Below are 12,401 nucleotides of genomic sequence, written 5' to 3' on the forward strand. Positions count from 1 at the left end.
CGGAGGGACAAGCAACGCCGGAGACGGCCAACGCCGTGGCGAGCACAGAGGCGGGTGCGTCCGGTGTTCGGTGATCGCGCACGCAGTGTCGGACTGTCCAGTCGTCCGGATTTCGCGCTGGTCGGGGTGCTGCGCGTCCCCGAAATCCAGACCAGCCCAGGGGCTTCGCTGATGCGCCGGGTGCTCTTCGCGATCGGCCTGCTGTTCACCGCGGCGCTCGTGGTGTACTTCGGACGCGATGGGTATCACGACAATTCCGGTGACGAGCTGTCCTTCCTCGACGCCTTCTACTACGCGACGGTATCGCTGTCGACCACCGGCTACGGCGATATCGCGCCGGTGACTCCCGAGGCCAGGCTGGCCAATATCGTCATCATCACCCCGCTACGCGTGCTCTTCCTCATCGTGCTCGTCGGTACCACCATCGGCGTGCTCACCGAGCGCTCCAGGCAGGCATTCAAGATTCAGCGTTGGAGGCGCAGCGTGCGTAATCACACCGTGGTCGTCGGATACGGGACGAAGGGCCGCACCGCGATCGATGCCATGCTCGGCGACGGCGTACAGCCCGCCGATATCGTCGTGGTCGATACCGATGCCCTCGCGCTGGAAGCCGCGGCGAATGCGGGCTTGGTGACGGTGCACGGTTCGGCCACCCAGTCCGATGTGCTCCGGCTGGCCGGTGCGCAGCGGGCCGCATCGGTCGTGGTCGCGGCCAACCGCGACGACACTGCGGTCCTGGTGAGTCTCACGGCGCGCGAACTCAATAAGAACGCCAAGATCGTGGTCGCCATCCGAGAGGCCGAGAACACCCACCTGCTGCGGCAGTCCGGCGCGGATTCGGTGGTCGTCTCCTCCGAGACCGCGGGTCGGTTGCTCGGCATCGCCACCACCACCCCGACCGTCGTGGAGATGATCGAGGACTTGCTGACTCCCGAACAGGGCTTCGCGGTCGCCGAACGCGATGTGGAACCGTCCGAGGTGGGCGGCTCCCCGCGCCATCTCGGCGATATCGTGCTCGGCGTGGTGCGCGGCGGCGAGCTGATCCGGGTGGGTGAGGCCGAGGTGGACGCGCTGGAAGCTACCGACAAGCTGCTCTACATCCGGCACGCAGGCCGGTAATACCGGCGCGATAGTCTCGAACCGTGGCCTCTGGATTTCAGCTCAATGGTGTTCCACTGCTTTCGCGTTCAGTGCTCGACCGGGCCCAGGAGATCCGGGCCGACGAACAGTCGCTGAAGGAGGGCTGGGCCGAGGCCGAGTTGCTCCGTATCAATAGGCGCGGGCAGTTCCGCTTCGACGCCGGTGCGCTGGTGCTGGAACCGGCGATCGAGCTGTCCGCCGAGCCGAGTCCGGTCGCGGTCTTCCTCGGCATCCATGGCGGCAAGCACGTGTGGGCGGTGCGTGATGCCGATCTGCAGGGCACGCTGACCGATCTGCGCGCGATGGCAGGCGGTCTCGACGATCTCACCGCCGACCTGCTCACCTCCGCCATGGCCCTGCTGAACTGGCATGACAAGGCGGGATTCGATGCCGCCGACGGCACCGCGTCCATCGCGACCAAGGGCGGCTGGTCGCGGGTCACCGAGAACGGCCACGAGGAGTTCCCCCGGATCGACCCGGCCGTCATCTGCCTGATCCACGACGGCGGCGACCGGGTCCTGCTGGCCCGTCAGCACACCTGGCCGAAGACGCTGTTCTCCCTGCTTGCCGGATTCGTGGAGGCAGGAGAGTCGCTGGAGCGGTGCGTCGAGCGCGAAATGCGCGAGGAGGTCGGGCTCGACGTGCGCGATATCCGCTACCTCGGCAGTCAGCCGTGGCCGTTCCCGCGCTCGCTGATGCTCGGCTTCGCAGCCATCGCGGATCCCGATCAGCCGCTTACCTTTTCCGATGGCGAGATCGCCGAGGCCTACTGGTTCACCCGGGCCGAGGTGCGCGAGGCGCTGGCTGTCGGTGACTGGTCCGCCCAGAACCAGGGCGCGCGGCTACTGCTGCCGGGTTCGATCTCCATCGCGCGCACCATCGTGGAGTCCTGGGCCGCGCTCTGATCGAAGACACGCAAAAGTTCCGTGCGGGCCGATCGGTCCGCACGGAACTATTGCAATCTGATCAGGCCAGCGCGGCCAATGTCTGCTTGACGGCGGCCAGCGACGGATTCGTCGCCGTGGACCCATCCGCGAACTTCACCGTCGGCACCACATGGTTGCCGCCGTTCACACTGCCGACGAACTCGGCCGATGCGGGATCCTCTTCGATATCGATCTCGACATAGCTGATACCGGACTCGTCCAACTGCTTCTTCAGCCGTCGGCAGTAGCCGCACCAGGTGGTGGAGTACATCGTCAAGGCGGGGGTCACGTCAGTCACGGACCGTTCAACATTTGACGGCTCGATCCTGTTCCATCGAACTCCGAGTCCAGGCTTGTCATTGATTTAATATGCGCGCATACTAAATCAATGGCTGCTACTGCAACGATCACCAAGTACTGGCTGGGAGTGGTCTCCCGGGAACATGTCCGCCGCGGTGTCGAACTGGGGATCGCCCAGGTCAACCATGGCAAGCGGACCTCACTCGAACGCATGCGTCCCGGCGACGGATTCCTCTATTACTCGCCGCGTGAAGGCATGCGCAGCGGTACGCCGATAAGGTCCTTCACCGCCATCGGCACCATCGAGGACCGGCCGGTCTGGCAGGCGGATCCGCAGGATGGCGGCTGCTTCCAGCCGTGGCGGCGCGCCGTGCACTACCGCACCGATGCCCATGAGATCCCCGTGGACGAACTTCGCGGTGAACTGGATCTCACGAGCACGCCGAATTGGGGCATGGTGCTGCGCCGTGGGCTGGTCGAACTGACCGCGCACGATTTCGCGGTAATCGAACAGGCGATGATCAGTGATAAAGGAGGCAGATGACTGAGGATCGCGGCCTGCGCAGCCGATTCGCCGAGGCGGACGAAAGTCCTGGCCTCTTGCTCTGGCAGGTGACCAACCGATGGCAGGCCGCTCAACGCGCGGCCCTCGCCCCTTTCGATCTCACCCATGTGCAGTTCGTCCTCTTGGCCGCGCTGACCTACCTCGCCGCCGGGCGCGACGAACCGGTCATGCAACGCGATCTGGCTGCCCACGCGGCCACCGACCCGATGATGACCTCTCAGGTGTTGCGCGCACTCGAGCAGAAGGGGCTGCTGGAGCGCCGCGACCATCCACACGACCGCAGGGCCAAAGCTCTGGCCCCCACCGAAGCTGGTGTGGCGCTTGCGAATCGGGCGATCGTCGCGGTCGAGAACTGCGATCACGAATTCTTCGGCCCGCTCGACGGCGATACGAGCGCGTTCGCGGGTGCACTGCGGCGTCTACGCGATCGCTAGGCGCGTCAGCGAGCCTGCGAAACCGCGGAATCCGATCCGGACCGGGTCCCTTGTGGCACGACATGTCGGCGGGCACTGCCATGATGTGTATCGTGTCGGCAACCAGTACGAGCGAGCCCACCCGCCCGGAGTTGGACTCGCTGGACCCCGAACAAGCCGCGGCAGTCCGCGCGCCACGGGGTCCGGTCTGTGTGCTCGCCGGTGCCGGTACCGGCAAAACCAGGACCATCACCCATCGCATCGCGCATTTGGTTTCCGCAGGACACGTCAAAGCCGACCAAGTGCTCGCGGTGACATTCACCGCGCGCGCGGCGGGGGAGATGCGCAACCGCTTGCGCGCGCTCGGCCTCGGTGGCGAGGCCAACCAGGTGCAGGCCCGCACCTTCCACGCGGCCGCGCTGCGCCAGCTCAAGTACTTCTGGCCGCAGATCGTCGGCGATGTGCCGTGGCAGTTGCTCGATCGCAAATTCCCGGTCGTGGCACAGGCCGCACATCAGGCCGGATTGTCCTCGCACACCGAAGCCGTCCGCGATCTGCTCACCGAAATCGAATGGGCGAAGGCCACTCTCATCGCACCGGAGGACTATCCGGCGGCCGTGGCCAAACACCGTCGCGAGCCGCCCTATGATCCGATGCGGGTCGCGGCCGCCTACAGCGGCTACGAAAAATTGAAGGCGACACCGGACGGTCTGCTGCTCGACTTCGACGATCTGCTGCTGCACACCGCCGCCGCGCTGGAGGACTATCCGTCGGTGGCCGACGAATTCCGCGGGCGCTACCGCAGTTTCGTGGTCGACGAATATCAGGACGTCACGCCGCTGCAGCAGCGGGTGCTCGATGCCTGGCTCGGCGACCGCGACGATCTGACCGTGGTCGGCGACGCGAACCAGACGATCTACTCGTTCACCGGCGCCACCCCGAGCTATCTGCTCGACTTCTCCCGGCGCTTTCCGGAGGCGACGGTGGTCCGCTTGGAACGCGACTATCGCTCCACGCCGCAGGTGGTCTCGCTGGCCAACCGGGTGATCGGCGCCGCGCGCGGTCGCATCGCGGGCACCCGGCTGCAACTGGTAGGCCAGCGCGACGACGGCCCGGAGCCGATGTTCGCCGAATTCGACGACGGCCCGGCCGAGGCCCGTGCGGTCGCGCGGTCGATCAAGAAACTGATCGCTGCGGGCACCCCGGCCGCCGAGATCGCGGTGCTCTATCGGATCAACGCGCAGTCCGAGGCCTATGAACAGGCGTTGACCGAACTCGGCATTGCGTATCAAGTCCGCGGTGGCGAGGGCTTTTTCGCGCGAAATGAGGTTAGGCAAGCCATATCTGCATTGCGTCAGGTGGCCGCTCGCGAGGATCTGCCGGGCCAGTCCCGCAGTGGTAAGCCCTTGGTTACCTTGGTGCGCGCCGCACTCGCGCCGGTCGGTCTCACCGCAACCGAACCCGCGGGCGCTCAGGCACGCGAACGCTGGGAATCGTTGATGGCGCTGGTGCGCCTGACCGAAGAGTTGGTCGATCAGGACGACGCACTCGACCTGATCGGCCTGCTGCGCGAGTTGGCCGCGCGTGCCGAGGCCAGGCACCCACCGACCGTCCAGGGCGTAACCCTCGCGTCGTTGCACGCGGCGAAGGGGCTGGAGTGGGATGCGGTATTCCTCGTCGGTGTCGCCGACGGCACGCTACCGATCGCGCATGTGCTGGGTGACGACGGTTCGGTCGCCGATCAGGCCGCCCTCGAAGAGGAACGGCGACTGCTCTATGTCGGTGTGACCAGGGCCCGCGAATTCCTGCAACTGTCCTGGGCGCTGTCGCGCGGCGAGGGCAGTAGGCGCACGCGGCGACGCTCCCGATTCCTCAACGGCCTGGTGCCCGACGACTCGCCGGCCTCGCGAATCGCCGCGCCGGTTGCCGACAGCGCGACGAATGGTGTGCGCCCCACCTGTCGGGTATGTGCGAAACCCTTGATCGGTACCTATGCCACCATGCTCGGCCGCTGCCGCCGCTGCCCGGCCGAACTCGATGCCGAGCTACTCGCGGCGCTGCAGGCGTGGCGCGAGGAGAAAGCGCAGGATCTGCGGGTGCGCGAGTTCGTCATCTTCACCGACACCACACTCACCGCGATCGCCGAGCAACTGCCCGCCGATGACAACGCACTCGCCGCGATCCCGGGAATCGGGGCGAAGAAGCTCGAGCAGTACGGGGCCGAGGTGCTGTCGATAGTGGCATCACGGCTGCGGTCAAGCCCACAAAACCGCAGGTAGAAAATAGGTTGTCGCGATGAGCGGCAACACATATGGTGGGATTCACGCACCGGGAGGTCATCTCGGCGCGCATAGTTACCGACACGAGTACAGGAGGGAGGCAGACCGATGAATGGCAATACGAACTTCAGCGCTACAGGCGTTGCAGTGAATGCTGCACCCGTCATGTCGGCCTCCCGGGGGATCCTCGCTGCTTTGCAGGGGATCGGTCTGTCCGGTGTCGGCGTATCCGGGGATCACGGCAAAGCCATGAGCATGCATTCCCCGATTTGCGTCGTCATTCAGGACAAGCCAAGCGCGGGCTGGCACCCGGCATTTGCCCACACGGCAGAAGCCGGTGTCTTCGCAGTCGAGGCCGGATATGCACCGGCAGATCTGCAGGCACGCCTCCGCCGCACCGCACACCCAGCGACCGTGATCAGGATTCGACAGAGATGTCGAACTAGGTAGGGAACACTCCCCGACCTCCTGGCCACGGATCGCCCGAAGCGAAACCGTGGCCAGTATTTTTTTACCGGCCCTTCAGCCACCACCGGCCTCGGTTTCGCGGAACGAACGAACGTACCGCTGCAAACGAGCTGAAGGAGAACGACGTGTTCACCGCAGAGAGGCTACAAGCCACTACTGACGTGACATGCCGAACCGTGGCACGGCCCACCCGTACCCGGGAGGTCACAAAGGTGCCTTGTCGAGCCGGAGATCCCGATCTCTGGTTCGCCGAGAGCCCGGTCGAGTTGGAGCAGGCCAAGGCGCTGTGCGCGTCTTGCCCCATCCGAAAGGGCTGCCTGACCGCGGCCATGGATCGGCGCGAGCCTTGGGGTGTCTGGGGTGGTGAGATCTTCGACCAGGGTGTCGTGATCGCCCGCAAGCGCCCGCGTGGACGTCCACGCAAGGTCGCGATCTCGGTATGAGACCTGTGATTCCCCTCCCTCCGGTCACTGAGGCCTATCCGGCCGGTTCGGATTCGGCCGAAACCGATCAGCACAGGGCCCAGGAACGAGAAAGCAAACAAGCCGCTCACCGTGAGATCCGGTGGGCGGCTCGTTTGCGTTCTCGGCCAATCCTTTCGGCTTTTCAGCTCGCGGATCGCTCCTCGCGGAAGCCTGGCATCCAGGCCCGCACCAATTGCATGAACGGCAGCTCCGCATCGAGCTGCGCCAGGATCCCGACCGAACCGCCGAGCACGCGGAAGATCATCACGTACTGCGCGGGCAGTTGCAGCGCCCGCGCGGTCTTCATATCCGGACTGCCGATATCGGAGGCCTTACCGGCCACCCGCTGCATCCACTTGCGGGTGAAGTGGAACGAATCGGTCTGGATCGGGTCGGTGAACGGCCGCAGGTAGTCGGCGATCTCCTTATCGGTGACGGTCCGGCCCGGAATCACCCAGCCGTTGTCGTACATGAGCTCGACCAGTTCATCGAAGCGTTCGTCGAGTTCCAGGGCCAGCATCCGGCCGAGGACCTCGGGGAAGCCGTCCGGCATGGGCGCGCAGGCACCGAAATCGATGACGGCCAGTTTGCCGTCGGGCAGCATCATGAAGTTGCCGGGATGCGGATCGGCGTGCAGCAGTCCGACGGTTTCCGGTGAGGAGAAGTGGAATTTGCCCATCAGTCCGGCGACCCGATTGCGCAGCGCACGCGTGCCTTCCGGATCCTCGGCCCCCTGTTTGATGATCTGTGAGACCGGGGTGCCGTCCAGCCATTCGGTCACGATCACCTTCGGCGCGCTGGCCACCACCTTCGGCACCACGATCTCCGGATGTCCGTCGAAGGCCTTGGCGAAGGTGCGCTGGTTGGCGGCCTCGTTGCGGTAGTCGAGTTCCTCCTCGGTGCGCTCGGTGATCTCGGCCAGCAGCGGCTTCACATCCGCGCCCGGGATCACCGAGGCGAGCAGACCGGTCATCCGCGACAGTGTCTTGAGGTCGGCGCGCAGCGCCTCGTCGGCGCCCGGATATTGCACCTTCACCGCGACGGTCCGGCCGTCCGACCACACCGCCTTGTGCACCTGGCCGATGCTCGCCGATGCCGCGGGGGTGTCGTCGAAGGATTGAAAGCGTTGCCGCCACTGGGTGCCGAGCTGCTGGTCCAGGACCCGGTGCACGGTCTCGGCGGGCATCGGCGGCGCGGCGGCCTGCAGTTTGGTGAGTGCCTCGCGATAGTGCTCGCCGAACTCCTCGGGAACCGCGGCCTCCATGACGCTCAGCGCCTGTCCGAACTTCATCGCACCGCCCTTGAGCTCACCGAGCACGGTGAACAACTGCTCGGCGGCCTTCTGGTTCAACTGGGCGTTGATCTCCCCCTTATCGCCACCGGCCAGCTTCTTACCTAACCCGACGGCGGCTCGTCCGGCGATACCCAGCGGAATCTTGGCTAACTTGGCATTGCGGGACGAGCGACGGCGCACGATCTCAGACACGTAACCCATCATGGCGGACGGACCCGTGGAATCGCCACGACAATCTTGATGTCCTTGCTTGGCGGGCTGTAAGAATCGACACTCTCATCCAGTGCCACCAGCGAAAATACGGCGGCATCCGCATCCGTCGTGCTGCGGCCATTCGCGGCGCGAGATCCGGTGTGTATCGAGTTCGAGTTCGATCGTGGTGTTCATGGTGTCGAGCTGGCGCTCGGGGGAACAGTGCATGATCGCTTCGAGTTCGCCCAGCAGCAAAGCCGCCGTCGCCAGGATCCCGGCAGGTGATGCGTGCCCGACTCGACCGAGCAACTGGCTCGCCAGCTGCGGCCATTCCGGGTCGTACTCGCAACGGGTCAGGTCGAGGCAGCGCAGACAGCTCGTCAGGCCCGGAAAGACCAGTGGCCCGACGATGCCCTTGTTGCCGTCGCGAATTCGGACCTGCAGATGCGGAATCCGGTGCAGCACCAGCTCATTGGCCAGGCGCGGTTCGATGACGAGCGAATCGGCCAGCACCACGAGTTCACCGTGCCAATCCAGCACCGAACCGTCGGCGCGGTAGCCGCGCGACCGGATCGGCCGCAGCCCGAGCCGCCGCAGCCCGGTCGCGACCGCATCCGAGAGCGGCCCGAGCCCGTGCACCCGCACCGAACGCACCCGCCCCAGGCGCGGATCCGGATGCAGCAGCAGCCCAGCGTCATCGATGCGATTCAGCAGCTCCGCCGCGTCCTCGGGTTCGATCCCACATTGCCCGGCCCGCCAGATGATCTGCGGGCGGCTGTGCATACCGTCCAGCAGCCGCAGAAAAGCGAGCACGGTGTCGGTATCCAATGCGGTCCGATCGAGCAACAGTGCCCGCTCCGGATCCCACCCCAACTGCACGACTCCGGACGACCGCACCAATACCGTCACTCGCGGCGCCAGCATCGGCCCGCACATCCGCCTCGTCGTCATGGCAGCAGTATGCGGATCGGGTCATCGGCGAAGCAGCGCGAAACTGCAGTAATCCACAGGAATTCGCGCTTATCAACAGGACACGTCTCAGGACGCGTCGGTGTCCTTGTCGAGGTTGGGGCCGGATTCACCGTCACCCTTCGCGGCCTCGCGTTCGGCCTTCTCGCGTGCCTCGGTTTCGGCCAACTGGGCCAGCGGATCGTCGAAGGCGTCCACGCCGCCGCCGATCACCGAATCGATGAAGCCCGCGGGGGAGTCCAGATCATTGGAATCCGGCAGCAGATCCGGATGCGCCCAGATGGCGTCCCTCGCGTCGATGCCCGCATCGGCGGTGAGCCGCCGCCACAGCGCCGCCGCCTCGCGCAGCTTGCGGGGCCGCAGCTCGAGTCCGACCAGCGTTGCGAAGGTCTGCTCGGCCGGACCGCCGGTGGCACGGCGGCGGATCAGGGTCTCGGCGAGCGCGCCCGCGCCCGGCAGGCGGTCACCGATCGCCTCGGTGACCACGACCTGTACCCAGCCCTCGATCATGGCCAGCAGCGTTTCCAGCCGCTCCAGGGCCTGCTTCTGTTCCGGGGTGGTCTGCGGTTCGAATGCGCCCTGGGACAGGATCTCCTCGAGCTTCGACGGATCGGTCAGCGACATCGGGTCGATATTCTGGGCCGCCGACTCCAGGGCGGAGAAGTCCATCTTGATGCCGCGCGCATAGTCCTCGACCGCGCCGAGTACCTGCTGACGCAACCACGGCACATGTGCGAACAGGCGCTGGTGGGCGGCCTCGCGGGCCGCGAGGAAGACCAGGATCTCGCTTTCCGGCTGCTCGAGTCCGGCGCTGAACTCCGAGATGGCCGCGGGCAGCAGCGCCGCGGTGCCGGTCGGGCCGAGCGGCAGTCCGATATCGGTGGAGGTCAGCACCTCCTTGGCGAGTTGGCCGAGGGCCTGCCCGAGCTGGGAGCCGAAGGCGAGTCCGCCCATCTGCCCGAGCATGCCGACCATGGGACCGGCGAACTCGCGCGCCTCCTCCGGCAACTGCGCGGTCCACATGCCGGAGATCTGCTCGGCCACCGGATCACACAGCCGCTTCCAGGTCGGCAGCGTTTCCTCGATCCAATCGTTGGCGGTCCAGGCCGCGGTTCTGGTGGCGCCCGCGGGCAGTGTGGTCGCGCCGTCGAGCCACAGTTCGGCCAGGTGCGCGGCATCGGCCACGGCCTTGACCGTGCTTTCGGAGACCGGCGTCACATTCGCGCCGAGCTGCTGGCGGGCCAATCGCTTGGCCACGTCGTAATTGACCGGGCCGGACTGCGCCGAACCCGGCTGTCCCATCCCACTGAGCATCTGGCCGAGCGAGGTGAGCATCTGTCCGAGCTGGGCCGGATCGAAACCGCCCGCGCCTGCCCCGCCGAAGCCGAACGGATCGTTCGCCCCGGCACCGCTCGGCTCGTCGCCGCGCTTGCGGTCGTCGTCATCGCGGTTCGAGAATCCGAAGGGGAGGTCACTCATACCCCAAACATTACGCGTGTGGTGTAGGGGGTCGATGTTCGCGCGGCGCGAAATCGCCGACACGCGTACGCCGGTAAATATGCGCCTCGCACGACCCGGCGCGGCGGCGATCATTACTGTGGTCCAGGTGAATCGTCGGATCCTGACCCTGGTGACCGCCCTGATCCCGGTGCTCGTCCTCGGTGTGGTGGGCAGTCTGCTCACTGTGCCCTTCGTCGCACTAGGGCCGGGACCCACGTTCAATACCCTCGGCTCGGTCGACGGCAAGCAGGTCGTCGACGTCCGCGGCGCCGAAGTGGACCCGGTGACCGGTCATCTGAATATGACGACGGTCTCGGTGCGCGACGGACTCAACATCTTCGAGGCGTTCGGTTTCTGGGTCAGCGGTGAGCACGGCCTGGTCCCACGCGCCGAGGTGTACCCGCCCGGCGTCCCGCGCGAGGAGATCGACAAGTCCAACCAGCAGGACTTCAAGGATTCCGAGGGCAATGCCGAGGTGGCGGCGCTGCACTTCATGAACCTGCCGACGGTGGTGCTGGTGCGCAAGGTCTCCGACGACGGGCCCGCCAAGGAGACGCTGCAGGCAGGAGACGAGCTGGTCAGCGTCAACGGCGCACCGATGACCGCGCCCAAGGATGTCGTCGCCGCGGTGTCCTCGCAGGCGCCCGGCGCGCAGATCACCGTGACCTACCGGCGCGAGAACACCGAACACACCGCGACCATCACCCTGGCCGCGCGCCCCGACGACGCGAACAAGGGCTACCTCGGCCTGACCCCGACCGAGGGCGCGCGCCCGCCCATGGAGGTCTCGTTCAATCTCGCCGATATCGGTGGGCCCTCGGCCGGTCTGATGTTCAGTCTCGCGCTGATCGACAAGCTCACCCCCGGTGAACTGGACGGCGGCAAGTTCGTCGCCGGGACCGGAACCATCGATCAGGACGGCAAGGTCGGCCCGATCGGCGGCATCCAGTACAAGATGATGGCCGCGCGCGACGCCGGTGCGGAGACCTTCCTGGTCCCGGCCGCCAATTGCAACGAGGCCAAACAGCGCACGCCCGACGGCCTGCGCCTGGTGAAGGTCGAAAACCTCAGCGGCGCAGTGCAATCCCTCAACGACATCAACGCGGGCCGGGAGACCGTCTCCTGCGGCTGATCACTCCATCGTGTGGTGCAGTGCCTCGATGAGGTTGGGCGCCAGATTCGGATAGGTGCGCAGGTCGAGATCGCCGAAGTCGTCGACATCGTCCTCGGGCTTGACCTGCAGCAGGCACAGATCCGCGCCGCTGCGAAGTACCGCGGCGAACAGCCGGGCCGTGCGCCGCCCAGGATGCGTCTCGGCCGCGGCGCGCGCGGCGGCGTCGGCGGCCTCGTGATCGGCGAGCAGCGGGGTGAGCGCGTCGTCGAGGGTGCTCTCGGCATCCGGCGGCAGCACGACGATCTCCTGGACGAGCACACAGCCGCTCACGGCATCGGGCCAGCTGGTGGTCGCGAGGAATTCGTCGAGCGCCATCGATCCGCCGGTGATGTCCTCCGGGAACGACTCCTGCGCAATGGGAGTCAGCTCGCTGCCCTGATCCAGCTGATCGAGCAACCCGGGCTCGGCCGCGACCAGATCGGCGGTCGGCACCAGCGCGAACATCTGCGGCGGTCTGCCCCAACCCTCGGCATCGACGAATTCCGCCACTTCACGGACGGAACGGGCGAGGACAAGTTCGGCGTGCAGGTCTGCGGTCACACTGGACATCCTCGCACCAGCAACTATGTGTATGTAGCCAGGGCGGGCGTGATCGCGCGACCACGACGGAGCGAGTCTTACGAGCGACCTGTTCGCGGCCGCAGCGCCGAAGGCGCTGCCAGTGTCACAGTCCGATTCCGTAGAGTGGGCCGAAACGGTCCCTTTGGACCACCTGCA

The 12,401-nt window shown here is 66.3% G+C and carries 12 protein-coding genes; 7 read left to right on the forward strand and 5 right to left on the reverse strand.

Annotated elements, in window-relative coordinates; translation table 11 throughout:
- Positions 1 to 63 precede the first annotated feature (63 nt).
- The gene (locus ACQPYR_RS08885) at positions 64 to 1,119 is read left to right on the forward strand and encodes a potassium channel family protein (RefSeq protein ID WP_433629818.1); all 1,056 of its coding nucleotides are present in this window, start codon (positions 64 to 66) and stop codon (positions 1,117 to 1,119) included.
- A 23-nt stretch (positions 1,120 to 1,142) separates the two neighbouring features.
- Positions 1,143 to 2,045, forward strand: coding sequence for an NAD(+) diphosphatase (gene nudC / locus ACQPYR_RS08890; RefSeq protein ID WP_433629821.1), 903 nt, complete (start codon positions 1,143 to 1,145; stop codon positions 2,043 to 2,045).
- A 61-nt stretch (positions 2,046 to 2,106) separates the two neighbouring features.
- On the opposite strand, the gene ACQPYR_RS08895 is transcribed toward nudC, so the two are convergent.
- Positions 2,107 to 2,337 (reverse strand): mycoredoxin, encoded by a 231-nt coding sequence (locus ACQPYR_RS08895; RefSeq protein ID WP_040694747.1) that lies wholly within the window; start codon positions 2,335 to 2,337, stop codon positions 2,107 to 2,109.
- Between the two features lie 117 nt (positions 2,338 to 2,454).
- On the opposite strand from ACQPYR_RS08895, the gene ACQPYR_RS08900 reads away from it, so the two are divergent.
- The 4 genes from ACQPYR_RS08900 to ACQPYR_RS08915 all read left to right on the forward strand — a co-directional run bounded on the left by ACQPYR_RS08900 (position 2,455) and on the right by ACQPYR_RS08915 (position 6,534).
- Complete coding sequence (locus ACQPYR_RS08900; RefSeq protein WP_433629823.1) at positions 2,455 to 2,910, forward strand: EVE domain-containing protein; 456 nt, start codon at positions 2,455 to 2,457, stop codon at positions 2,908 to 2,910.
- A complete protein-coding gene (locus ACQPYR_RS08905) occupies positions 2,907 to 3,365 on the forward strand; it encodes a MarR family winged helix-turn-helix transcriptional regulator (protein ID WP_433629826.1) in 459 nt (152 codons plus the stop codon). Before ACQPYR_RS08900 ends, ACQPYR_RS08905 begins: the two co-directional genes overlap by 4 nt.
- A gap of 80 nt (positions 3,366 to 3,445) precedes the next feature.
- Positions 3,446 to 5,623 (forward strand): ATP-dependent DNA helicase UvrD2, encoded by a 2,178-nt coding sequence (locus ACQPYR_RS08910; protein ID WP_433635071.1) that lies wholly within the window; start codon positions 3,446 to 3,448, stop codon positions 5,621 to 5,623.
- A gap of 593 nt (positions 5,624 to 6,216) precedes the next feature.
- Positions 6,217 to 6,534 carry a WhiB family transcriptional regulator gene (locus ACQPYR_RS08915; protein WP_433629829.1) on the forward strand — a complete coding sequence of 106 codons (318 nt, stop codon included), beginning with the start codon at positions 6,217 to 6,219 and terminating at the stop codon, positions 6,532 to 6,534.
- Positions 6,535 to 6,697: 163 nt separating this feature from the next.
- Here ACQPYR_RS08915 and ACQPYR_RS08920 read toward each other — a convergent pair whose 3' ends face one another.
- From ACQPYR_RS08920 to ACQPYR_RS08930, 3 genes are all read right to left on the reverse strand, one after another.
- Positions 6,698 to 8,050: an ABC1 kinase family protein gene (locus ACQPYR_RS08920; protein WP_433635072.1), complete on the reverse strand. Its 1,353-nt coding sequence runs from the start codon at positions 8,048 to 8,050 to the stop codon at positions 6,698 to 6,700.
- A 75-nt stretch (positions 8,051 to 8,125) separates the two neighbouring features.
- Positions 8,126 to 8,992, reverse strand: coding sequence for a hypothetical protein (locus ACQPYR_RS08925; RefSeq protein ID WP_433629831.1), 867 nt, complete (start codon positions 8,990 to 8,992; stop codon positions 8,126 to 8,128).
- A gap of 87 nt (positions 8,993 to 9,079) precedes the next feature.
- A complete protein-coding gene (locus ACQPYR_RS08930; protein ID WP_433629834.1) occupies positions 9,080 to 10,489 on the reverse strand; it encodes a zinc-dependent metalloprotease in 1,410 nt (469 codons plus the stop codon).
- Between the two features lie 127 nt (positions 10,490 to 10,616).
- On the opposite strand from ACQPYR_RS08930, the gene ACQPYR_RS08935 reads away from it, so the two are divergent.
- Positions 10,617 to 11,642, forward strand: coding sequence for a YlbL family protein (locus ACQPYR_RS08935; protein ID WP_433629836.1), 1,026 nt, complete (start codon positions 10,617 to 10,619; stop codon positions 11,640 to 11,642).
- On the opposite strand, the gene ACQPYR_RS08940 is transcribed toward ACQPYR_RS08935, so the two are convergent.
- On the reverse strand, positions 11,643 to 12,224 hold the full coding sequence (locus ACQPYR_RS08940; RefSeq protein WP_373864749.1) for a PPA1309 family protein: 582 nt from the start codon (positions 12,222 to 12,224) through the stop codon (positions 11,643 to 11,645).
- Positions 12,225 to 12,401 lie beyond the last annotated feature (177 nt).

Source organism: Nocardia sp. CA-120079, assembly GCF_050955745.1.
Taxonomy (GTDB): Bacteria; Actinomycetota; Actinomycetes; order Mycobacteriales; family Mycobacteriaceae; genus Nocardia.